The organism is Bradyrhizobium sp. BTAi1, assembly GCF_000015165.1.
Taxonomy (GTDB): Bacteria; Pseudomonadota; Alphaproteobacteria; order Rhizobiales; family Xanthobacteraceae; genus Bradyrhizobium; species Bradyrhizobium denitrificans.
In genome coordinates, this window is record NC_009485.1 from 5,922,962 (window position 1) to 5,944,129 (window position 21,168).

Genomic DNA, 21,168 nt, shown 5'->3' on the forward strand with positions numbered 1-21,168 from the left:
ACCTCCTGACCCGCTTATTTCACCGCACCCGAGATCCATTTCATGAGCGCCTCCACCGTCATTCCGGCCTTCCCGCAGCCTTCTCTTCCCGTCGTCGGCGAAGCCGGTGTCTTCCCGGTCCGCCGCATCTGGTGCGTCGGCCGCAACTATCTCGAGCACATCCGCGAGATGGGCAATGACGAGCGCGATCCGCCGTTCTTCTTCGCCAAGCATGCCGACATGCTGGCGCCCGAGGGCGCCGTGATCCCCTACCCGCCGCTGACTCAGGACCTGCATCACGAGGTTGAGCTGGTGGTGGCGCTGAAGAGCGGCGGCCTGAACATCCCGACCGACAAGGCGCTCGACCACGTCTACGGCTACGCCGTCGGCATCGACCTCACCCGCCGCGACCTGCAGCTCGCCTCCCGCAAGATGCAGCGCCCCTGGGAGGTCGGCAAGTCGTTCGACCATTCGGCGCCCTGCTCCGCGATCCAGCCGGCGGCCAAGATCGGCCATCCGGCGAAGGGCAAGATCTGGCTGTCGGTCAACGGAGCCGAGAAGCAGACCGGCGACCTCTCCGAGCTGATCTGGAACGTGCCGGAGATCATCTGGAAGCTCTCCCAGCAGGTCGAACTCGCCGCCGGCGACATCATCATGACCGGCACCCCCGCCGGCGTCGCGGCGCTCGTCGCCGGCGACAACATCGAATGCGGCGTCGACGGCGTCGGCACGCTGAAGGTGAGCATCGGGCCTGCGGCGGCGTAAGCGGCGCCGACGGTCCTCGCAACAAGTCCAAAAGCCGCGCCCTGCGCGGCTTTTTTTGGTCTCGCGCCCGAGATCGCAGCCAAGCACCGGGATGACCCTCCCCTGGAGGGGGAGGGTCGCCTCACGAGGAGCGAAGCGAAACGTGAGGCGGGGTGGGGTGATCTCTCCTCTGGCACCGGCGCCCGCGGAGAGATCACCCCACCCCGCTCGCCCGCTGCGCGCGCGAGCGACCCTCCCCCTCCAGGGGAGGGTGAGCACCGCGCAAGCAGTCTCGTCTGATCCACAATCTCAAACAGCATCGGGCTGATCAGAGACACGAGCACCCACATTCTCGCGACGCATCCCGCGCCCGAGTGATGCCCGAAAGTCCCGCCCTCTTGAGAATGGAGGGCGCGAGGAAGGCCGGACCTCGGCTGAGGCCCGTGGCCCGCCTGCTAGACAAAAAAGCAGGCGGCAGTCACCACAGGTACAGCCGGACAGACCCGGCCTTCCCCACGCGATAGTTTTAACAGGCTATAGCGCGCTCTTCCTGGTGCACCGGGCTTTCTGGCCACCATCCCCAACGCGATGCCGTTAGGCATCATCGCCAGGTTGATACTAGCGTCGGAGTATCAGAACCACGCGCCTTCACCGTCCGCGAGCCGACGTTCGTCCGTGCTGACAGCACTGCGCCGACCCGCGTCCACCGCTCCCCGCTGCCAACGTCCGTGACGACCGCGAACCGTCCCCTACCGTGCAACGGGATGGCGGGGACAATAGTGCTGATTTGGCGAAGCGGTAAAGTGATTTATGTTTTTCGGAAGCCATTGACAGGTTATCAAGTCGGGGATGTGATTTGCCCGACGGTCGACAAACGGAGCTGTCGCTGACCACCTGCGACGGTTTGTAAGTTTAAGCGGATCGACCCTCAAGGAGCTGCAATTTGATCATTGAGGTCCCCACATCGTCTGACTTTATGACCGCATCTTTGAATTCACTCAACTTAGCATGGTCCATAATAATTCAACTTCACTTCGAACTCAAAAACGCAAAAGTCTCGGACTGGGATTCAGACGGCGATGTCACCGATGAATATTGGCAGAAATCGCAAGCCCCCCTCGGCAACGCTCTAATTCTCGTTCAACAAGGGTTCGAACTATCGCTTAAATCGAGAATCGCCGCAGTAAGCCCCTACCTTCTCCTATCCAAGGATCTAAGAGACTGGCCCGCCTCCGACAAGAAAGACATCTCATTTTCCGATTTTCGGACGATTGACTCGGCAGACCTCATCAAGCTTCACAATAGCATCTCTGCAGACCAATTGGAGCCAGCATTTATCGAGCGATTCGATCTCATTCGAAAGAGACGAAATCAAATCATACATCACGGAAAAGATCGACGACCCATCCAGATTACCGAACTACTAGAGGCGATCTTGACATGCGTCGCGCGGCTTGCACCGTCAACTCGCTGGATGAAACAGCGATCTGAATACAAGAATAGTGATCACTTTTCGGTTGCATACTCCAGCGACCACGTATCAGACGAACTCTGCAGCGAGGCAGCAGCCGTAATTGATCTCCTTGGAGCAGCCAAACTCAACTTCTTCTTTGGTTTCGACAAGAAAGCTCGTCGATATTACTGCCCAAGTTGCGCTCGCTATTCGGAAGCCGACCCCTATCGAACAGCGCATCTCCGGCCTAACAGTTCTAAAAGCCGAACTCTGTTTTGTATGGCGTGCGACGAAATTCACGAAATACAACGACAAGCTTGCGCTCATCCTGAGTGTAAATCTAATGTGATCTCCATGGATGGTACCTGCCTGACCTGTTGGGATGATCAATGAAGATCTACCACCACTTGAGAGGCGTCCATGTCTAAAAGTCCGAAGCGTCTCGCATCTCAACAAAAGATCGCCGAGTTCGCTAAACGCAGAGGTGGTGCTAGCTACCATGATGCTGCCGGAGCTGCAGAAGAACGTCTTTGGCAACTTAAAGAGGATTATGCAAACGCTCCAGCCTCGTACCGAAAGTATCTTCTTGTCGGTATCTGCACCTGCCTAGAAAGCCACATTAGGTACTTTTACGCAGCCGCAGCGGAAGTATTCGATGATTTTCCGGATATGCTTAGGGAACTTTACAAGGACATTCACGTCGACACCGATACGTTGATTTCAGCAACAACTAAGACTTTTGGCCTAGCTGACATCGTCGCGGCAAACATTTCGGTTTCGAGCTTGGCGGCTTATCGCGATAGAGCGTGTCACTTCTTTACCGTACTCCTCGGCAAACCGCACGATTTTCCATGGGACTCCGTGAACATCCACACAGACGGCGACATTTCGCTGAATAAGGAGTATGCAGCGAAGCTTGACCGCTTAGAGCGTGTCTTCGATGCGCGCCACAAGCTTATTCACGAAACTGACGTTCTCGGCTTTCTCAAAGATAGCGATGATGACCCGCTTCAGTGCGTGGAGGATGCACTTTGGTTGACCTCTCAATTTGAAATACAGTACAGCGATGTTTTGATTAGCCCTAAGTACGGCTCGATCAAGGACAACGAGAGCACTGACGAAGCGGTTCAACGAGTATGTGCGGAAATTGAAGGCGCATTTGACCACATCAAAGCTCAGTGCGACGACCGTCAGCACACATCTCTCGATAAACTAAAAACAGCCTTTTTCCAGTATCTCTGGGCGCGTTGCGATTTTTTAGCTAGCGTATTCATCGTGAAGCAGAGCGAATGGGCAACAGCCCAGTTCCTGGATTTGGCACATGAATACAAGAATATGCTGGCTGACCTCGCGTTTAAGCAGACCTACTTGCTTTCCAAGTACCCAATCGATGAGCAGGAAGCCGACCTCTTGGATATGACCAAAGAGGACGGCGGCGCCTGACGCTGGTCCCGTTAGCAAGCGTGGGGCGGATTAGCCGAAGGCGCAATCCGCCGTCTTTCATGACGAAGGTCGGCGGATTACACTCCGCAAACCCGCCCTACTCCTCCGTCCATCACCGAAACGCCGACACCACGATCGCGCCGACGATCGCCACCGTCAGCGTGTACTTCGCCGCGTAGTACACCGTTCGGTTCCATGCCTTCACCTTGCGCGTGGCCAGATGAAACTCATACAGCTTGCCGAACACTTTGTTCAGCACGCCGACGTGCTCGCCCTCGACGTTCTGCGTCGCCGAGGCCTTGACGATGTGGTGGCTGACCCAGCGGTTGATGGCGGTCATCACGCCGTATTTCATCGGGCGCTCGACGTCGCAGAACAGGATGATGCGGTTCTGGTCGGTGCCGTTCTCGGCGCTGTGGATGAAGGTCTCGTCGAACATAAAGGCTTCGCCGTCACGCCAGACGCAGGGCACGCCGTCGACCAGGATGCGGCACTTGTCGGAGTTCGGCGTCACCAGGCCGAGGTGATAGCGCAGCGAGCCGGCGAAGGGGTCGCGGTGGGCGCCGAGCTTGCCGCCGGGCGGCAGCATCGCGAACATCGCGCCGTGCACATTCGGAATGGAGTTGAGCAGCTCCACGGTCTTCGGGCACAGCGTGCGCGCCGAGGGCAGGAAGTCGTCATACCATTTCAGATAGAAGCGCTTCCAGCCGCTCTTGAAGAACGAGTAGAAGCCCCAATCATTATTGGCGGCGGCGGCGCGAATAAAACCCTCGTCGAACAGGCGCACCGCCTCCTCGCGGATCTCCTGCCAATTGTCCGTCAGCTTCTTGAGCTCCGGAAACTGCTCGACCGGAATGACCGGCGTGTTCGGCACGGCCGAGCCGGCATACATCAGCACATTGTAAGGCGCGAGATAGGTGGAGTGATCGCCGAGCTGCCGGGCGAAGCGAAGCCGCTGCTTGCCGCGGAAATGGACGTAGATGGTTGCCCCGATCAGGATGTACAGCCCCACGAGCTGGGGCGCAAAAAGCTGTCTCAGCATATCCGGTTCCCATGACCCGGCCGCTCAGAGCGTAGTGCGCAGAACCACGTCGCCATCCCGGACGACGATTGAAACGGTACCTGATGCAGCCGCAAGGTCGCAGCATAGCGGGAAGCCCCGCGGGCTGCATCCCTCGGATGCAAGTTGTGAACAGAACGATCCGGTAAATTTGTTTGGGCGTGCCCTGGCTGCAACAGCCCTGAGTGGTCGTGACGCCGGAGCTCGCCAGAGCTAGCCCCTGGCCATCTCCTGCAGCCCCTTGAAGGTCAGGCGCTTGGGGTCGCGGACGCCGGCCTGATACATGCGCCTGATGCAGGCGGCCACGGCGTCGCGATCGCAACCGGTCAGGACGACGATGGCGTCCACTGCGGTCTTCTGGGCCTCCATGGGACTCAATCCTCCTGGCGTGCGAACCCGGCCCTGCAAGCGTCCACGGTCGGGCTTAACACCGCGTTAACCGTGCACAGGGCTCGGCGTTCCATGCCTCGATTCCCGCCCGTCCCCAATACGCGAAACCGCGGATGCCGGACCGACCGCATGACGAAGGCGGCACGAGGCCGCCGCAATCACACCACGAAAAACTCGTCAGCGGACTCGACGATGTCATCGGCATGGGCGGCGAGCCGCTGCCGCGTCGGCCGCGTCGGCTGCGTGACCACGCGCCGTTCAAGCTCGGTCATGCTCGCCAGCGGGTCGACGAAGCGGACGGCGAACCCGTCGTGAAAATGCCTGACCACGCGGCCGACACAGCTGCCCACCGCCAGGGGCGTGCCGATCTCCGGCTGCAGCTCCGAGGAGACGGCGACGCCGGACATCGAGGCATCGATCACCAGGCAGGGAATGCTGCTGCCATCGGCCAGCATCAGCGCCGAATGCGGACTGTCCGGCACGTAGCGCGCATCGCGGCGCGCGTCGCGAATGGTCGGATCGCGCTGTCTCTTCTCCAGCCAGACCAGCTTCTCCGCAAGCTTGGCGCGCTCGGCGCGCGTCATCTCCAGCTCGAGCAGAAAGCCGCCATGAACCGTGTCGCTGATCTGGCCCTCGAACTTGCCGAACTCGCGGAAATAGCTGGTGAGGCGGTCGCCGATCTTGCCGACGACAGGCACGTCCAGCAAGGCGCGAAACGGCGACACGCGCGTGGTGCGACACGCGAATGACCGCAGCTTTCCTTCCGGATCGTACCAGTTCGGCAGCGTATACGATCCAACCGTCTGAATCCTGACCGCGCGCTGTTTCAGGAATCGGGCAACCGACATCCCACGCCTCCCCATGAACCAACCGAAAATGTGATGGGGCCATCGCGTGTAATGTGTCGGCAGGCGCAATCAGCTGCCGGCCTCATGGTTCTCAGGGCGATGCAACCGCGTCGCCTCACCGCGCCGTGCACGGCGCTCCCGACCATCAGCCTCCTGGATCTCATCGCAACATCTGCCCGCGTCCTCGGGCGCCCGCCAAAGGCGGGCGGCCCGAAGAGCGGAAGCGAGGTCCAGCCAACCCGCGCTGCTCTCAACATGCGATCGCCCTGCATGTCCTCCGGCTGGCGCTTGCCCCGCTTTCGCAGCAGTGCGACACGCATCTTGCAATCCTTGCGTGTATTTTTGAACGCACCATCATAAGTAGAAAGGTACCAGCCATCATGCGCGGAACCTGCGCGCATAATTGCTAAGAAAGTCTGTTTTTTGAGGTGAGATTTCCGGCCAACGGAATCGTATGTCCGACCCGTTTCCGGTTGCTGAAGATGCGATCCCGTCCGACTACGGTGGTCCGAGGATCGCGCGTCTGTACCAACAAGCTTAACGAGGCACCGCGCCGGCGCGCCGCTCGTCACGCTTGGCAACCCCTGGTTTGCCGAAGCACCGGAACCAACTACTTCCCCGCGCAGACGCGGCCAGCGTTAATCATCTAACATGCTCGACAAATTGTACGAATAGCCTGCTAACGCCGGATTCACCACTTGCGCAATCGGTGCTTTGGCCGGCCGCTGCGCCCTGCCTTGTGCAAGTTCGCTTATACCATTGCCGCTTAGTCATGAAGGACGGCACGCGCTGTTAGCTGATGATCGGCTGCTCCGGCGCATGAGTTGAAAGTAGTAACGCGTATGATGACCGCACGCATCGTGGTGTTGACCATCGCTCTCGGCGCAGGCGGCGTCGCGGCCTATCTCGTCAGCACCTCGGAAAGCCAGCAGCCTGTTGCCGTCGCGCCGGTCGCGCAGCTGCCGACGGTCGAGGTACTGGTCGCCAAGAACGACATCGGCCTTGGACAGGCGATCAAGCCCGGCGACCTCGTCTGGCAGACCTGGCCGGAAGCGGCGAGCAACATCTTCATCCGCCGCGGCGATCGTCCGGAAGCCGCCAACCAGCTCGTTGGCACCATCGCGCGCGCGCCGTTCGTGATCGGCGAGCCGATCCGCGAGCAGAAGCTGGTGAAGTCCGATGGATCGGGCTTCATGGCGGCGATCCTGCCTGCGGGCATGCGCGCGATCTCCACCGAGATATCGCCCGAAACCGGCGCCGGCGGCTTCATCCTGCCGAACGACCGCGTCGACGTCATCCTGTCGAAGCGCGACAAGAACCCGGACAAGCCTGGCGGGCCGGACTACGTCAGCTCCGAAATCATTCTCTCCAATGTGCGCGTGCTCGCGATCGACCAGGCGCCGAAGGAGAAGGAAGGCCAGAACACGGTGGTCGGCAAGACGGTCACGCTCGAGCTCAAGCCCGAGCAGGCCGAGACGCTGGCGCGCGCGCGACAGTCCGGCTCGCTGGCGCTGGCGTTGCGCAGCATCGCCGACGTGAACGCGGCCGACGGCAACAAGAACGAGACGCAGATGGCGCGACGGGGCAACGCCATCGAGATCATTCGCTACGGGATCACCAGCTCGCTCACGGCGCAGAAGTGATCGAAAGGACGGGGACCATGAGGGGTGGGTATCAGCATCGTGTGAGGACGGCGACCTGGCTCGTCCGCGCATTCTCGACCGCGGCGGCGATCGGCCTCGCGATCAATCCGGCGCTGGCGCCGGTCCACGCGGCCGAGGACCGGGACACGCCGGTCGTCTCGGTCGGCTCGTCCAAGGTGCATTATCTGTCGCTCGGAATCGGCAAGTCCGTCGTCGTCGACTTTCCGCAGGACGTGAAGGACGTACTCGTCGCCGACCCCAAGATCGCCAACGCCGTGGTGCGCTCGGCGCGGCGCGCCTACATCATCGGCGCCGCGGTCGGTCAGACCAATGTCGTGTTCTTCGACGGCGAGGGACAGCAGGTCGCGGCCTATGACATCGCGATCAAGCGCGATCTCAACGGCGTGCGCCAGGCGCTGAGCCAGAGCATTCCCGGCGTCAAGATCGATGGCGTCGGCGACGGTGTCATCCTGACCGGCTCGGTGTCGAGCCCCGTCGAGGCGCAGCAGGCCGGTGAGATCGCAAGCAGGCTGGTCGGCGGCTCCGACAAGGTCGTCAACTCCATCGTCGTGCGCGGCCGCGACCAGGTGATGCTGAAGGTCAACGTATCCGAAGTGCGGCGCGAGATCGTCAAGCAGCTCGGCATCGATCTCAGCGCCAGCATGACCTACGGCACCGCGGTGGTGAACTTCAACAACACCAATCCGTTCACGGCCTATGGCAAGTCGCTGGTCAATGGCAACGCCCTCAACGTTTCCGGCGGCGGATTGTCGTCGGTCTCGGCGACGATGCGCGCGATGGAGACGGCGGGCGTCACCAAGACGCTGGCCGAACCGAATCTGACCGCGATATCCGGCGAATCCGCCACCTTCATCGCCGGCGGCGAATTCCCGGTTCCCGGCGGCTATAATTGCGATCCGACCACGCGGGTCTGCACCACCTCGATCACCTACAAGAAGTTCGGCATCTCGCTCAACTTCACGCCGGTCGTGCTCAGCGAAGGCCGCATCAGCCTGCGCGTCATGACCGAAGTCTCGGAACTGTCGAACGACAACGCGATCACCGTGTCGTATGCGCTGACCTCGACGTCGAGCTCGTCGGTCACGATCCCCGCGATCCGCACCCGTCGCGCCGAAACCACGCTGGAGATTCCGTCCGGCGGCTCGATGGCGATGGCCGGCCTGATCCAGAACCAGACCAAGCAGGCGATCAACGGCCTGCCCGGCGTCGACCAGCTGCCGGTGCTCGGCCAGCTGTTCCGCAGCAAGGACTACGTCAACAACGAGACCGAGCTGATGGTGCTGGTGACGCCCTATGTCGTGCGCGCCGTGGCGCAGAAGGAGCTGGCGCGTCCGGATGACGGCTTCGCGCCGGCGACGGATTCGGAATCGGCGCTGCTCGGCCGCATGAACCGGCTCTACGGCATCGCCGCAAAAGTCGACACGGCCACGGGCGAGCCGGCCGGCTTCGGCTTCATCATCGACTGAGACGGCGGGATCACGGGGACGGGGGAATGATCATGTCGAACACAAACGCAGAGAATGGCCGCCGCGCAATGCGCCGGTGTGGTGCCATCATCGGTCTCGCGCTGACGCTCGGCGCCTGCAACGCCACGACCGGCGAGGTCGTGGCGACCATTCCGGACGACTACAAGATCCGCCATCCGATCGCGGTCGAGGAAGGCCGGCAATCGATCGTCGTGTTCGTCGGCAGCGGACGTGGCGGCCTGACCTATCAGCAGCGCGCCGATGTGGCCGGGCTCGCGCGCTCCTGGCAGCGCGAAGGCACGGGCGCCATCGTCGCCGAAGTGCCCGCGGACACGCCGAACGCCCGGGCCGCCGCCGACACCTATCGCGAGATCCATGCGATGCTGACGAGCGGCGGCGTGCCTTCGCGGTCGATCACGCTGCGGCATTATACGCCGGACGATCCCCGCCTGCTGGCCGCGGTGCGGTTGAGCTATCCGAAGATCGCGGCCGTCGCCGGTCCCTGCGGCCTGTGGCCCGATGATCTCGGACCCAACATCGACAATCCCAGCTACAGCAACAATCAGCACTATCACAATTTCGGCTGCGCCACGCAGCGCAACCTGGCTGCGATGATCGACAATCCCGCCGATCTCGAGCAGCCGCGCGCCGAGGTGGCGGCCTATACGCCGCGCCGCTCCGCGCTGTTCGAGAAATACCGCAAGGGCGAATCGACGGCCGTGACCTATCCGGAAGCCGAGAAGGCCAAGCTCAGCGATACAGGCAAATGATCAACGCGTCCCGTCAGAGCCAGGAGGAGACCGCCGGCCCCAGCGGCGCGGCGCTCAACGACCATATCGCGCCGGTGCCGCGCGTCTCGGTGCAGGCATTCTGCGAAACCGATCAGACCTCGGCGGCGATCCTCGCCGCCAGCCAGGACCGCCGGCTCGGCAAGGCGCATATCACGATCAAGGCGGGCGGCATGCCGCGCGCCATCGAGACCTACCATTCGCAGCCCACGCCCAACGTGATCGTGCTGGAGACGAAGCCCGGCGGCGACATCCTGGGCGGGCTCGACGATCTCGCCAGCGTCTACGATCCCGGCACCCGCGTGGTGCTGATCGGCAACCCGGCCGACGGCGTCGCCTATCGCGAGCTGGTGCGGCGCGGCGTCAACGATTATGTGGTCGGACCGGTCGAGACCATCGACGTGATCCGCTCGATCTGCAGCCTGTTCTCGGCCTCGGAAGCGGTGATCACCGGCCGCATCATCGCCGTGATCGGCGCCAAGGGCGGCGTCGGCGCATCCACCGTCGCGCATAACGTCGCCTGGAGCATGGCGCGCGATCTGACGCTGGACTCGGTCGTCATCGACCTCGACATGGCGTTCGGCACCGCCGGGCTCGACTACAACCAGGATCCGATGCAGGGCATCGCCAATGCCGTGTTCCAGCCCGACCGGCCGGACACGGCGCTGATGGATCGCCTGCTCGCCAAATGCACCGAGCATCTCAATTTGCTCGCCGCGCCGGCGACGCTTGAGCGCGTGTATGATTTTGGCGCCGATGCGTTCGACGCGATCTTCGACACCTTGCGCATGACCCAGCAATGCATCGTGCTCGACGTGCCGCATCAATGGTCGGCCTGGACGCGGCATGCGCTGATCAATGCCGACGACATCCTGGTCGTCGCCGAGCCCGACCTCGCCAATCTGCGCAACGCCAAGAACCTGCTCGGCGTGCTCAAGGCGTCGCGGCCCAATGACCGGCCGCCGCTGTATTGCCTCAACCAGGTCGGCATGCCTCGCCGGCCGGAGATCGACCTCAAGCGCTTCGCCAAGACCGTCGAGGCCGAGCCGGTCGCGGTGATTCCGTTCGACTGCAAGCTGTTCGGCACCGCCGCCAATAACGGCCAGATGATCGCGGAGATCGCAGCGCTCAACCGCACGCCGAAGCTGTTCCTGGAGATCGCAAACCGGCTCACCGGCCGCGTCGACCCGAAGCCGCAGCGCAGCTCGCTGCTGGCGCCGATCGCCAGGCTGCTCGGGGCGAAATAGGCTCAGTCGTCGGCGCGGCTGAGCGCGCGCGCGAGTGCCTTGTCGGTCTGGCCCGCGGCGGGGCGATCGCGCCGCGTCGCCAGCTCGCGCTGGGCGACCTGCCGGCGCTCGAGAATGCGCTTCACATAAGCGACATTGGCGTTGGCCTGCGCCGGCGGCAGACCTGATCGCGCAATGCTCTCGGCCTCGCCCATGCGGCCCTGCAGCCCGACGATGACGGCGAGATTGGTCCTGACCCGCGGGCTCGCATCCGGGTTCGCGCTGGCCCTGCGCAGCTGCTCCTCGGCCTTGGGCAGTTCGTTCGAAAGCGCGTAGGACAGACCGAGATTGGACAGCACCGAGGGATCGTCGGGCGCGATCTTCAGCGCCGTCGCGTAATACTGCCGGGCCTCGTCATGGCGGCCGAGCTGGTCGAGCGTGGCGCCCTGCGCCGACAGGATGCGCCAGTCGGGATCCTCGGGCGAATGCGCCCGGCTCAGCACGTCGAAGGCCTGCTGGAAATTGCCGTTGTCGGCCAGCGCGCGGCCATACGCCGCCAGCAGCGCCTTGTTGCTGGGATTGGCGATCGTCGCCTGCTCCAGAACGGCGACCGCCTGCGACCGCTGGCCGGTGCCGCGCAGCGCGGTGCCGTAGCGCAGCGCCACATCGGGATCGTTCGGCGTGGCACGAAAGCGCTCGCGCAGCTGGTCGAGCTCGGCGCGCGGATCGCCGCCCGGCGCGCGCGTCTTGTCGGCGCCGCCGCCGAGCGCCCCCGTGACCTCTTGCAGATCGGTGGTCTGGCAGGCGCCGAGGCCGAGCAGCACGACGGCAAAGGACAGCGCGAACGCAGCCGGCCGCAACACAGGAGAACAACGAGAGGGCCGCATACGCATGCAACTGAACTACTTCGGGACCAGATGCCGCGCAGGCTGGCAGTTTAACCCTAAGGTCCCGTTAAGCGGTCCGTCGTTGGCGCCTCAATCGATGAATTCGGCGCCGAACTCACAGCCGATCCGCCACCGCAACCTGCACTTGCGCTGGTGATCTGGCGCAAAAATGATCGTGAATTCGGGAGGAATCTCGACGAATTCCGCGACCACCTTGACGCCGCCATCGGAAATATCAGTGATCGTGCAGTCCCGCGGCAAGGTGCCGGTGCCCCAATAGATCTTCGCAAGCCTCCGGCACAGCCGACGTTCGCTCTTGCGACGGTTCGCCAACATCAACATCTCGAGGTCTCACCCACTCAGTCGTCCATCCGGAGACATCGTTTCTAACGGGCAAAGATTTGGAACTGGCTAGCGTGAGGGCCGGGAATCCGGCGGAGCGATTTGCATTTCGTTTACCGTCTCCGCGCGCGCCTCAACGCACCGGCCGCATGAAGCCGGCAAAATACGCGGCCAGCCGTTGTACATCGTCGAGCGGCAGCACGTCGGCGACGTATTGGTCCGGACGCACGATCACCAGGCAGCCGGCGGCACGGTCGATGCCGCGCATCGCGAAGATGTCATGGCCGCCCTTGAGATCGGGGCAAAACATCTTTTCGTAGTCAATGAGGCCGTGGCGCCCTTTTCGCGGCAGCAGCAGCTCCGGCATCGCCTCGATGGCGAGATCGCGATGTCCCTGCTGGAATACCGCCCGCAGATCGATGACGGAATCGATGTCGGCGCCATCAGGCGTGTAGCGCCGCAGCGGCGACGCTGGATCGTCGCTCAGGAATCGGCACAGGCGGCGGATGGCCGCGTTCGGAGCCGTCGGATCCTCGGCGCCCGCGAAGGCGAACAGGCGGAAGCGGCCGTCCGCCTGCACGACATGCCCGAGCTGCAGCGGCTTGGCATCGCCCAACCGGATCACCGGAGCCGAATGGAAGCGCTTGCCGATGACGAAGCCGGTGGCGAGCTGCTGGAACGTGGCGTCGCCGGTGAGAACCGACGGACGATAATGCGTGGCGGTTCCCGCGGTGTAGCGGCCGTGGCGAACGAAATAATCCTGCGTCTTGGCGGCATCGGCACCGCCCTGCTTGGCGGCCGACGCCAGGATCGCAGCCCATTCGCGATCGAAGTCGATCAGCTCCTGCGCGATCGCCCGGCGCTCGGCCGAGTAGCTGTGCAGCAGCTCGGGCGCGCAGCGTCGACCCAGCACGGCTGCGAGCTTCCAGCCGAGATTGAACGTGTCCTGCATCGACACGTTCATGCCCTGTCCGGCCTTGGGGCTGTGGGTGTGGCAGGCATCGCCGGCGATGAACACGCGCGGCAGCCGCGTCGCGACCTCGGCCGCCGGCACGTCGTCGAACTTGTCGGTGATACGCTGGCCGATCTCATAGACCGACCACCACGCGACCTCCTTCACCTGCAACGTAAAGGGCACGAGAATGCGTTGCGCCTTGGCGATCACCTCGTCGACGGTGATGTTGCGTCCCGCGACGCGCTCGCCAACCTCGAGCTTGGCAAGCTCGACATAGAGCCGGACGAGATAGCCGCCCTCGCGCGGGATCACCAGCAGGCTGCCGTCATGGGCGGACTGAATGAGCGATTTGAAGCGGATGTCGGGAAAGTCGGTGACGGCGAGCACGTCCATCACGCCCCAGGCATGATTGGCGGAATCGCCGTGCAGCTCACGGCCGATCGCCTTGCGCACCATGCTGCGGGCGCCGTCGCAGCCGACGACATAGCGCGCACGCACGGTCTCGACCTCGCCCTCATGCGCCGGATCGATGCGGTCGAAGCGGACGGTCACGCCGTGATCGCCGGCGTCCTCGGCATGATCGATCTCGAGATCGCGCAGCCGCCGCGCATAATGCGGCTCGAGCTTCGCCGCCGAGCGGCGCATGACGTCGAGGAAGAAGTCGTGCACGCGGGCCTGGTTGAGCACCACGTGCGGCATTTCCGACAGGCCGTCCTCGACGTCCTGCACGCGGCCGCTGCGGGCGATGTGCGCGCTGTTGGCGTCGTCCGGCTTCCAGAACGTGGTCTCGTTGATCCAGCAGGCTTCCTTCAGCACGCGGTCGGCGAAGCCATAGGCCTGGAACATCTCCATCGTCCGGCAGGCGATGCCGTCGGCCTGGCCCAGCAGCAGCCGGCCCGGCTTCTGCTCGACGATGCAGGTCTTGATGTCCGGGAAGGCGGAGAGCTGAGCGGCGAGATTGAGCCCGGCAGGACCGCAGCCGACGATCAGGACGTCGACCTCTGCAGGCAATGGACCGGTCGCGCCGTGGCTGGTGACACGCTCGGCGGCATCGAAGATCTCGGGATCGCCCGGCTGGAAGCCATTGAGATGAAACTGCACGTGACCACCCTCCCTCACATTCATTATTGATCAGTATGCTGATCATCAGTATGCTTGTCAAGCAAGCGTGGGGGAGAACCGGGTTGAGCGAGATGAAGGACATGCCGGGCCATCTGGCGCGCCGGTTTCAGCAAATCGCGGTGGCGGTATTCCTGGCGGAGGTCGAGGCGGCCGGCTTCGACCTGACGCCGGTGCAATACGCAGCCCTGGCGGCGATCGCCGCCAACCCGTCGATCGACCAGATCACGCTGGCCGGGCTGATCGCCTATGACCGCACCACGATCACCGGGGTGATCGATCGGCTGGCGCAGAAGGGCCTGGTCGTCCGCCAGGCGAGCGCGCGCGACCGCCGCTCGCGCGAGCTCTTGATCACCGATGAAGGGCGGCGGACGCTGGACGCGATCACGCCGGCGGTCGAGGCGGCGCAGCGGCTGATGGTGCGCGGCCTCAGCGATGCGGAGGCGCGCGAGCTGGTCCGCCTGATGCAGAAGGCGATCGCCGCCGGCAACGAGCTCAGCCGCGCGCCGTTACGCGAGGGAGCAAGCGAGCGGTGATCACGCCGCTCATGGTCCGTGGGCAGCGCCGTTCCGACGCCACATCCTCATGGTGAGGAGCGCCGCGCACCGAACACCGCGACAGCGCAGGCTCTCAATGGCGGCGCATCTCGAACCATGAGGCCGAGGTGACACGGGCCTCGTCCTTCGAGACGCCCGTCTTCGGGCGGGCTCCTCAGGATGAGGGTGGAGAGGTCGGGGCGCCGAGAGAAGCAGGTTCGACCTCAGTACGCCTGCCCCCGGCCCTCACGAATAGCGCATCACGCCGTCATCGACCTTGCCGAAGCGCAGCGAGATGATGTCCAGCGCGTAGTTCTGGTACAGCCGCCACGGCCGCTTCGAGCCTTGCTTCGGCAGGTCGGCGACCGCGCGCTGCACATAGCCCGAGCTGAAGCTCAGCGACGGCAGCGGCGTGACCGAGGCGTCGTCATTATGCGGCATGCATTGGCGATAGCCGTGCCGATCCATGTAATTGAGCAGACGACAGACATATTCGCAGGTCAGGTCGCATTTCAGAGTCCAGGACGCGTTGGTGTAGCCGAGCGTGGCCGCGAGATTCGGCACGTCGGAATACATCATGCCCTTGTAGTTGAGCGTCTTGGCAAAATCGACCTTGCGGCCGTCGACCATCACCTCGATCCCGCCGAGCACCTGCAGCACCAGCCCGGTCGCGGTCACGATCACGTCGGCCTCGAGCTCGCGGCCATCCGACAGGCGCAGGCCGCGCGCGGTGAAGCTCTCGATCCCGGCCGTCACCACCGACGCCCGCTGCTCGCGGATGGTCTTGAACAGGTCGCCATCCGGTACCAGACAGAGCCGCTGGTCCCACGGATTGTAGCGCGGCGTGAAATGGGTGGCGATGTCGTAGTCGGGGCCGAGCGCGGCCCGCACGCCGCCCAGGATCAGCTGCTTGACACGCTGCGGCTTGCGCCGGCTGAGCTGGAAGAAATACATCCCGAACAGCACGTTGCGCCAGCGGATCAGGTGATAGGCGAGGCTGGCCGGCAGATGCCGGCGCAATTTGTTGGCGAGCGCGTCCTGCGCCGGGCGCGACACCACATAGGTCGGCGAGCGCTGCAGCATCGTCACATGCGCCGCGGTCCTGGCCATCGCCGGCACCAGGGTCACGGCGGTGGCACCGGAGCCGATCACGACGACGCGCTTGCCGGCATAATCGAGATCCTCAGGCCAGGCCTGCGGATGCACGATGCGGCCCTTGAAATCGGCCATGCCCTTGAAGTCCGGCAGATAGCCCGCCTCGTAGCGGTAATAGCCGGAACACATGAACAGGAAGCCGCAGGTGATCAGCACCGTCTCCGTTGTCCCCTGCTCGGTCCGGCGCTCGACCTCCACCGTCCAGCGCGCGTCTGCGCTCGACCACGCAGCGCGGCGGACGCGATGATGAAAGCGGATGTGGCGGTCGATGCCGTTCTCGGTCGCGGTGTCCTTGACATAGTTCAGGATCTGCGGCCCGTCGGCGATCGCCTTCGGATCCGTCCACGGCTTGAACGAATAGCCGAGCGTGTACATGTCGCTGTCGGAGCGGATGCCGGGATAGCGGAACAGGTCCCAGGTGCCGCCGATCGCACCGCGGCCCTCCAGGATGGCGAAGCGCTTGCCCGGACATTTGTGCTGCAGGTGATAGGCAGCGGCGATGCCGGACAGTCCGGCGCCGACGATCAGCACGTCGACATGCTCTGTTGACATGAGGCGGTCCTGGCGTTCCCTGGTCCAGCGTCTTGCGCCGGTGGCGGACAGTCGCAACCCTGCCTGTTCCTGTCAAATCGTGCGCGCGTTCGCATTCGATCAACCCTCCTGCTCTATCAACAGGATCATCCTCAGACGGATCTCGTGATGAACGACCTCGCCCCGCAGCACGAAACGCCCGGCAACGACGTCAGCCGGGACCGCGGGAGCGCGCAGGCGCAGCGCATCGCCCTGGGGTTCACCCTCGCCGCGATCGGGCTGGCGGGATGGTCGCTCTTCCCCAGCTTTCCGGCCGGGCAGCTGATCGCGGTCGTGACCGTCATTCCGCTGCTGGCACTGATCCTCACGCTGCGCTTTCCCGGCCGGTTCCGCATCGGTCTCGGCGCGGGCTACGCGGCGGCCAATCTCGGCACCGGCTGCATCGTGGCCGCCGGCACGCTCGCCGCGCGCACGCTGTCGGACATCAACCTCGTCAGCTGGCTGCCGCTCACGGCCTTCGCGATCGCGGTCGCGATCATCTTCCTGATCGTCGCCGCACGGTTCGAAACCCAGCTGCGCCGGCGCGGCTGGCGGCTGCTGCTCGCGGCGCTGTTCGTCGGCGCCTATGCGTTCGGCGCGCTCGGCCAGTTCAACACCGCGCTCGACCGCTCGGCCCCGGCGCTGCTGCGCAGCCGGGTGCTCGCCAAGCATCTCGGCCATAGCAGGCTCGCCACCTACCAGGTGACGCTGGAGCCCTGGGGGCCGTTCGCCAGGCCCTCGGAGGCCCATGTGCCGCAGGCGCTGTACGAGCAGCTGCAGCCCGGCGACACCGTGTGCCTGCGTCTGCGCGACGGGGCGTTTCGGATGGCGTGGTTCGGCGTGGCGGCGTGCCGGTGAGGGCGGCAGGCACATTGCACGGACGAACGACGCTGCGTAGAATTCGTAGCCCGCATGAGCGCAGCGACATGCGGGGTCTCACGCGATTTCGGTGAACCCGGATGTCGCTGCGCTCGTCCGGGCCACGGCGGCAAATCGTTTCGCATGACGGACTTTCTTCCGCGCCCCTTCTCCGTCGACCATCCCGAGGTCCTGGCGCTCGACGTCGCGACGCTGGACGCGCGCCCCGGCGCCGTGCTGCTGGCGCGGTCACCATTCTATCCGGGCGGCGGTGGCCAATTGCCGGACCGCGGCACGATCGCCTGGAATGGCATCGTGCGCGAAGTGGTGGGCTTCGAGGTGACGGCTGACGGCCTCTGGCACCTGATCGGGGACGACGCCATTCCCGACGGGATGATCGAGCTGCGCGTCGACCAAGCCTTCCGCCAGCGGATGTGCGAACAGCACACGGTGGCGCATCTCGTCAATAGCGCCGTCTACACGCTGTTCGACGGCGCATTGCTAACCGGCGTCCGCATGACCGAAACCGACGAATTCAGCGTCGACTTCGATCTGCCGAAGGTGGCGCCAGAGCAGCTGCGCGCCGTCCAGGATGCCGTCAACACCGCAATCGCCGACGATCGTCCGGTGCGCACCTTCGACATGGATTACGACACTGCACAGACCACCGCCGGCCTGTTCCGCGCCAAATCCGTCGCCCCGCCGCGCCAAGCCGACGGCCTGATCCGCATCGTCGACATCGACGGTCTCGACCGCCAGGCCTGCGGCGGCACGCACCTGGCGTCGACCGCGCGGGCGCGGCGGATTCGCATTCTGAAGGTCGACAACAAGGGCCGGCAGAACCGGCGGCTTCGAATCGGGATGCTGGGCGCGTAGACGCGTCGCGCATCGGCTCGCGACGCGGAGCCCGGATGAGCGCAGCGACATCCGGGTCTCACGCGCCGTCACGCTGAACCCGGATATCGCTGAGCTCATCCGGGCGACGGCCCCAGCCTCAGCTCTCCGGCCGATGGACGACGACATCGAATCCCTCCTCGGGCGCGGGCGCCACCAAGTAAAAGGTGAACAGATCGAACGCCTCGTCCGTCACAGTGAACCCATGCTGTCCCTCCGCATTGCGCGCGCGCAGCCCCGCCTTGCAGATCTCGTCGGGCACGCCGAGGTGATGAAGCTGGTGCCGCACGCAGCATTGCAAGCGAAGTAATCCAGTCCAGCCGCAGATCGACAGGAGCGCTGCCGAAGCCGTCGTGGGGTCAGCCGCCCGCCTGCTGACGTGCAGCAGCGTGGGAGCGAGACCTAACGTCGCGGATCCGATGATCGTCGCCGAGACCATTGTTTTATAGGCCCGACACAAATTTGGAAAAGCTCTAAGAGCGATTCCAGCGGCCGCTCCGTTGACACATTCGGCCGGTTGCCGTCTTCCCTGATCCCACGATGCATCGTGTTTGAATTTGCTCATTGGAGGGATTGATGAGACTGACCACCGCCGCCGTGCTCGGCGCCGCACTTGCCGGATTCGCCTTCTCGCCGGCCCTGGCCGACGGCTACAAGGATTGCACCAAGCTCGACAAGGCGTCATGGAAGCCGGCGGCCGAGGCGGAAGCCAAGGCGAAGGCGCTGGGCTATGAGGTGCGCCGCTCCAAGGTCGAGGGCACCTGCTACGAAGTCTACGGCGTCAAGGAAGGCAAGCTGTACGAGCTGTTCTACAGCCCGGAGGATCTCAGCCTGAAGCACACGATCGCCAAGTAAGCTTCCAGATCCCCGGCAGACGGCGTGCAGCACCGCTGCACGCCGTGACGCAACGGCCATGCACGGCACAGCTCCGAGATCCACCGTGAAAGACCCGGACCCGGCCGAGACCGTGCTGGTCTGGGATCTGCCGTTGCGCCTATGGCATTGGCTGCTGGCTGTGCTGGTGCTCGTCGCCTGGGTGACGCCGAACGTCCATGACGAGCTGCATCGGCTGGCCGGCTATGCGATCCTCGGGCTGCTCGCCTTCCGCCTGATCTGGGGCCTGATCGGCACGCGTCATTCACGCTTTCGCAGCCTCCGTGCCCGGCTGCGCGCCACGCCGGCCTATCTGTGGAATCTGCGGCGCGGCAGGACCGGCCGCTATCTCGGCCTCAACCCGGCCGGCACGGCCATGCAGCTTGCGCTGCTGCTGCTCCTCATCGTCTCGGCCGTATCAGGCGCGATGCAGGTCACCGTGCGCTTCTTCGGTATCTGGTGGGTCGAGGACACCCACGAGGTGACGTCGTATATCTTGATCCCGCTTGTCGTCCTACACGTCGCCGGCGTCGTGCTGGTCAGCCGGCTGCAGCGCGAGAATCTCGCGCGCGCCATGCTCACCGGGCGCAAGCTGCTGCGGCGGAGCATTCGTGGCGCGCCGGTGTCGAGCCCGAAAGCGGGCTCATAAGCGACACCCGGAACTCACAATCCCGCATCGTTGCGCACAAGCCACAGTTCCCGCAAAAGCTGCTGACGACACGCGCTGCGTTATTGCGCCCCGCCGCCAAGCGCCGAACAATCGCAGGTATCGGATGCCTGACCGCGCCTGTTCGCAGGGGCCTGGATTTTAGGAGACCGGATGATGAGCTCGCCGTCGGTTGTCACGCGTGCGTTGTATCGGTCCGTCGTCCTTGCAGCTTCCATCGCGGCGTGGCCCGCTTGGGCCGCCGAGATCGAGGCGGCGACGCCGCCCGTCGTCACCGAGCCGGTTGCAAGCTCGGCGCAGCCGCCGGCCGCAGACGCCGCGCTCACCACGGCCTCCATCGCGCCCTCGGCCAATCTGCCTGCCGACGAGCTGGCCGCGCCCAAGGCGGCTGATGATGCGCCCAAGCCTACCGTGGCCAGCGCCGACCGCATCGAGATCCTCGACGAATGCCTCGACATCGACGCCTGTATCGACCGCTATTTGTGGGCGCTGTATGAGCGCGCGCCGAAGCTCGACAAGATCAAGGAGACCGAGCGGCGCGTCGTCACGGTCAAGCGCAAGGGCCGCATGGTCAAGGTGACGCGCAGCTTTACCAGGCTGGTCGACAACGACTTTACCTGGAAGGATCCGAAGGCCGCCGAGCGTGTCGGCCTCAGCATGAAGGACTACGTGATCGGCGGCATGGACCGCAGCTTCAAGCTGAAGCTGTTTCACACCTTGCATGCCGCCGAAGCCGCCGGGCTCGCACCTGGCATCACCAGCGCGTTCCGCGACGACTACCGCCAGGAGATCGCCAGCGGGCTGAAAGCCGCCACCAACCGCTCCTATCACGGCGGCAGCCTGCGCGGCGGCTACGGCCATGGCCTCGCCGCGGACATCGTCAGCGTCAACGGCGCGACGCGCGCGCAGCGCTGGGTGGCGACGGAGCAGCTGTGGAAATGGGTCGACGCCAACGGCAAGAGTTTTGGCGTCGGCCGCCCCTATCTCGATCGCGACCCGCCGCATGTCGGACCTGTCGACGGCCAGGAATATGCCAAGCACCGCGCGCCGGCCGTGAAGGTGGCGGCGGCGGAGACCAAGAAGCACAATCGGATCGCCGCGCGGCCGGAGCATCATGCGGCGAAGCGTGCGAAGGCCGTGCGCGCCTCGGCCCTGGCGTCGCGGCGGACGGGGTGATCATCTCGTCGCAGCGCGTGGCGACTCTCGAGTGATGTCGTAGCGCGCGACGCAGTCTCCGTCATTGCGAGGAGC

The 21,168-nt window shown here is 64.4% G+C and carries 21 protein-coding genes; 13 read left to right on the forward strand and 8 right to left on the reverse strand.

Annotation, left to right across the window (positions count from 1 at the left end):
• Positions 1-42 precede the first annotated feature (42 nt).
• The 3 genes from BBTA_RS26530 (at position 43) to BBTA_RS26535 (ending at position 3,619) form a co-directional block, all read left to right on the forward strand.
• The gene (locus BBTA_RS26530; protein WP_012045590.1) at positions 43-744 is read left to right on the forward strand and encodes a fumarylacetoacetate hydrolase family protein; all 702 of its coding nucleotides are present in this window, start codon (positions 43-45) and stop codon (positions 742-744) included.
• 922 nt (positions 745-1,666) lie between these two features.
• Complete coding sequence (locus tag BBTA_RS40280) at positions 1,667-2,569, forward strand: hypothetical protein (protein WP_148221507.1); 903 nt, start codon at positions 1,667-1,669, stop codon at positions 2,567-2,569.
• A 27-nt stretch (positions 2,570-2,596) separates the two neighbouring features.
• The gene (locus BBTA_RS26535) at positions 2,597-3,619 is read left to right on the forward strand and encodes a hypothetical protein (RefSeq protein ID WP_041750904.1); all 1,023 of its coding nucleotides are present in this window, start codon (positions 2,597-2,599) and stop codon (positions 3,617-3,619) included.
• Positions 3,620-3,731: 112 nt separating this feature from the next.
• On the opposite strand, the gene BBTA_RS26540 is transcribed toward BBTA_RS26535, so the two are convergent.
• The 3 genes from BBTA_RS26540 to BBTA_RS26545 all read right to left on the reverse strand — a co-directional run bounded on the left by BBTA_RS26540 (position 3,732) and on the right by BBTA_RS26545 (position 5,917).
• On the reverse strand, positions 3,732-4,661 hold the full coding sequence (locus tag BBTA_RS26540; RefSeq protein ID WP_012045592.1) for an aspartyl/asparaginyl beta-hydroxylase domain-containing protein: 930 nt from the start codon (positions 4,659-4,661) through the stop codon (positions 3,732-3,734).
• Positions 4,662-4,892: 231 nt separating this feature from the next.
• Complete coding sequence (locus BBTA_RS40905) at positions 4,893-5,048, reverse strand: hypothetical protein (protein WP_012045593.1); 156 nt, start codon at positions 5,046-5,048, stop codon at positions 4,893-4,895.
• Between the two features lie 179 nt (positions 5,049-5,227).
• Complete coding sequence (locus BBTA_RS26545) at positions 5,228-5,917, reverse strand: PilZ domain-containing protein (protein ID WP_012045594.1); 690 nt, start codon at positions 5,915-5,917, stop codon at positions 5,228-5,230.
• An 842-nt stretch (positions 5,918-6,759) separates the two neighbouring features.
• Between BBTA_RS26545 and cpaB the strand changes: the two genes are divergently transcribed.
• Genes cpaB through BBTA_RS26565 form a run of 4 tightly spaced genes read left to right on the forward strand, consistent with a single transcriptional unit; the run spans position 6,760 to position 11,082 of the window.
• Positions 6,760-7,560, forward strand: a complete 801-nt coding sequence (cpaB, locus tag BBTA_RS26550) for a Flp pilus assembly protein CpaB (protein WP_012045595.1) — start codon at positions 6,760-6,762, stop codon at positions 7,558-7,560.
• 17 nt (positions 7,561-7,577) lie between these two features.
• Positions 7,578-9,047, forward strand: coding sequence for a type II and III secretion system protein family protein (locus tag BBTA_RS26555; protein WP_012045596.1), 1,470 nt, complete (start codon positions 7,578-7,580; stop codon positions 9,045-9,047).
• Between the two features lie 32 nt (positions 9,048-9,079).
• Complete coding sequence (locus BBTA_RS26560; protein ID WP_041751627.1) at positions 9,080-9,817, forward strand: CpaD family pilus assembly protein; 738 nt, start codon at positions 9,080-9,082, stop codon at positions 9,815-9,817.
• A complete protein-coding gene (locus BBTA_RS26565) occupies positions 9,814-11,082 on the forward strand; it encodes an AAA family ATPase (RefSeq protein ID WP_012045598.1) in 1,269 nt (422 codons plus the stop codon). The genes BBTA_RS26560 and BBTA_RS26565 overlap by 4 nt, the downstream gene beginning before the upstream one ends.
• Before the next feature lie 2 nt (positions 11,083-11,084).
• On the opposite strand, the gene BBTA_RS26570 is transcribed toward BBTA_RS26565, so the two are convergent.
• The 3 genes from BBTA_RS26570 to BBTA_RS26580 form a co-directional block, all read right to left on the reverse strand.
• Positions 11,085-11,954 carry a tetratricopeptide repeat protein gene (locus BBTA_RS26570; RefSeq protein WP_041750905.1) on the reverse strand — a complete coding sequence of 290 codons (870 nt, stop codon included), beginning with the start codon at positions 11,952-11,954 and terminating at the stop codon, positions 11,085-11,087.
• A gap of 84 nt (positions 11,955-12,038) precedes the next feature.
• Positions 12,039-12,284 (reverse strand): PilZ domain-containing protein, encoded by a 246-nt coding sequence (locus tag BBTA_RS26575; RefSeq protein ID WP_041751628.1) that lies wholly within the window; start codon positions 12,282-12,284, stop codon positions 12,039-12,041.
• Positions 12,285-12,423: 139 nt separating this feature from the next.
• Positions 12,424-14,346 carry an FAD-binding monooxygenase gene (locus tag BBTA_RS26580; RefSeq protein WP_012045601.1) on the reverse strand — a complete coding sequence of 641 codons (1,923 nt, stop codon included), beginning with the start codon at positions 14,344-14,346 and terminating at the stop codon, positions 12,424-12,426.
• Positions 14,347-14,447: 101 nt separating this feature from the next.
• Here BBTA_RS26580 and BBTA_RS26585 point away from each other — a divergent pair, with 101 nt between their 5' ends.
• Positions 14,448-14,900, forward strand: coding sequence for a MarR family winged helix-turn-helix transcriptional regulator (locus BBTA_RS26585; RefSeq protein WP_012045602.1), 453 nt, complete (start codon positions 14,448-14,450; stop codon positions 14,898-14,900).
• Positions 14,901-15,146: 246 nt separating this feature from the next.
• Here the strand turns inward: BBTA_RS26585 and BBTA_RS26590 are convergent, their stop codons facing one another.
• Positions 15,147-16,658 (reverse strand): NAD(P)/FAD-dependent oxidoreductase, encoded by a 1,512-nt coding sequence (locus tag BBTA_RS26590; protein WP_256374722.1) that lies wholly within the window; start codon positions 16,656-16,658, stop codon positions 15,147-15,149.
• Positions 16,659-16,754: 96 nt separating this feature from the next.
• Here BBTA_RS26590 and BBTA_RS26595 point away from each other — a divergent pair, with 96 nt between their 5' ends.
• Entirely contained in the window at positions 16,755-17,483 is a 729-nt protein-coding gene (locus BBTA_RS26595) for a hypothetical protein (RefSeq protein WP_012045604.1), read from the forward strand.
• 144 nt (positions 17,484-17,627) lie between these two features.
• On the forward strand, positions 17,628-18,359 hold the full coding sequence (locus BBTA_RS26600) for an alanyl-tRNA editing protein (RefSeq protein WP_012045605.1): 732 nt from the start codon (positions 17,628-17,630) through the stop codon (positions 18,357-18,359).
• Positions 18,360-18,477: 118 nt separating this feature from the next.
• On the opposite strand, the gene BBTA_RS41440 is transcribed toward BBTA_RS26600, so the two are convergent.
• Positions 18,478-18,942 carry an ATP-binding protein gene (locus BBTA_RS41440; protein ID WP_244424129.1) on the reverse strand — a complete coding sequence of 155 codons (465 nt, stop codon included), beginning with the start codon at positions 18,940-18,942 and terminating at the stop codon, positions 18,478-18,480.
• An 11-nt stretch (positions 18,943-18,953) separates the two neighbouring features.
• Between BBTA_RS41440 and BBTA_RS26610 the strand changes: the two genes are divergently transcribed.
• The 3 genes from BBTA_RS26610 (at position 18,954) to BBTA_RS26620 (ending at position 21,093) form a co-directional block, all read left to right on the forward strand.
• Positions 18,954-19,232 carry a PepSY domain-containing protein gene (locus tag BBTA_RS26610; protein WP_012045607.1) on the forward strand — a complete coding sequence of 93 codons (279 nt, stop codon included), beginning with the start codon at positions 18,954-18,956 and terminating at the stop codon, positions 19,230-19,232.
• A 58-nt stretch (positions 19,233-19,290) separates the two neighbouring features.
• Positions 19,291-19,899 (forward strand): cytochrome b/b6 domain-containing protein, encoded by a 609-nt coding sequence (locus BBTA_RS26615; RefSeq protein WP_049795404.1) that lies wholly within the window; start codon positions 19,291-19,293, stop codon positions 19,897-19,899.
• A 171-nt stretch (positions 19,900-20,070) separates the two neighbouring features.
• A complete protein-coding gene (locus tag BBTA_RS26620; protein WP_041750908.1) occupies positions 20,071-21,093 on the forward strand; it encodes a hypothetical protein in 1,023 nt (340 codons plus the stop codon).
• The last annotated feature ends 75 nt before the right edge of the window (positions 21,094-21,168 follow it).

Coding starts and splice junctions, on each gene's coding strand:
- BBTA_RS26530 (WP_012045590.1), top strand. CDS start 43: ATGAGCGCCTCCACCGTCATTCCGGCCTTCCCGCAGCCTTCTCTTCCC.
- BBTA_RS26535 (WP_041750904.1), top strand. CDS start 2,597: ATGTCTAAAAGTCCGAAGCGTCTCGCATCTCAACAAAAGATCGCCGAG.
- BBTA_RS26540 (WP_012045592.1), bottom strand. CDS start 4,661: ATGCTGAGACAGCTTTTTGCGCCCCAGCTCGTGGGGCTGTACATCCTG.
- BBTA_RS40905 (WP_012045593.1), bottom strand. CDS start 5,048: ATGGAGGCCCAGAAGACCGCAGTGGACGCCATCGTCGTCCTGACCGGT.
- BBTA_RS26545 (WP_012045594.1), bottom strand. CDS start 5,917: ATGTCGGTTGCCCGATTCCTGAAACAGCGCGCGGTCAGGATTCAGACG.
- cpaB (WP_012045595.1), top strand. CDS start 6,760: ATGATGACCGCACGCATCGTGGTGTTGACCATCGCTCTCGGCGCAGGC.
- BBTA_RS26555 (WP_012045596.1), top strand. CDS start 7,578: ATGAGGGGTGGGTATCAGCATCGTGTGAGGACGGCGACCTGGCTCGTC.
- BBTA_RS26560 (WP_041751627.1), top strand. CDS start 9,080: ATGTCGAACACAAACGCAGAGAATGGCCGCCGCGCAATGCGCCGGTGT.
- BBTA_RS26565 (WP_012045598.1), top strand. CDS start 9,814: ATGATCAACGCGTCCCGTCAGAGCCAGGAGGAGACCGCCGGCCCCAGC.
- BBTA_RS26570 (WP_041750905.1), bottom strand. CDS start 11,954: ATGCGTATGCGGCCCTCTCGTTGTTCTCCTGTGTTGCGGCCGGCTGCG.
- BBTA_RS26575 (WP_041751628.1), bottom strand. CDS start 12,284: ATGTTGGCGAACCGTCGCAAGAGCGAACGTCGGCTGTGCCGGAGGCTT.
- BBTA_RS26585 (WP_012045602.1), top strand. CDS start 14,448: ATGCCGGGCCATCTGGCGCGCCGGTTTCAGCAAATCGCGGTGGCGGTA.
- BBTA_RS26595 (WP_012045604.1), top strand. CDS start 16,755: ATGAACGACCTCGCCCCGCAGCACGAAACGCCCGGCAACGACGTCAGC.
- BBTA_RS26600 (WP_012045605.1), top strand. CDS start 17,628: ATGACGGACTTTCTTCCGCGCCCCTTCTCCGTCGACCATCCCGAGGTC.
- BBTA_RS41440 (WP_244424129.1), bottom strand. CDS start 18,942: ATGAGCAAATTCAAACACGATGCATCGTGGGATCAGGGAAGACGGCAA.
- BBTA_RS26610 (WP_012045607.1), top strand. CDS start 18,954: ATGAGACTGACCACCGCCGCCGTGCTCGGCGCCGCACTTGCCGGATTC.
- BBTA_RS26615 (WP_049795404.1), top strand. CDS start 19,291: ATGCACGGCACAGCTCCGAGATCCACCGTGAAAGACCCGGACCCGGCC.
- BBTA_RS26620 (WP_041750908.1), top strand. CDS start 20,071: ATGATGAGCTCGCCGTCGGTTGTCACGCGTGCGTTGTATCGGTCCGTC.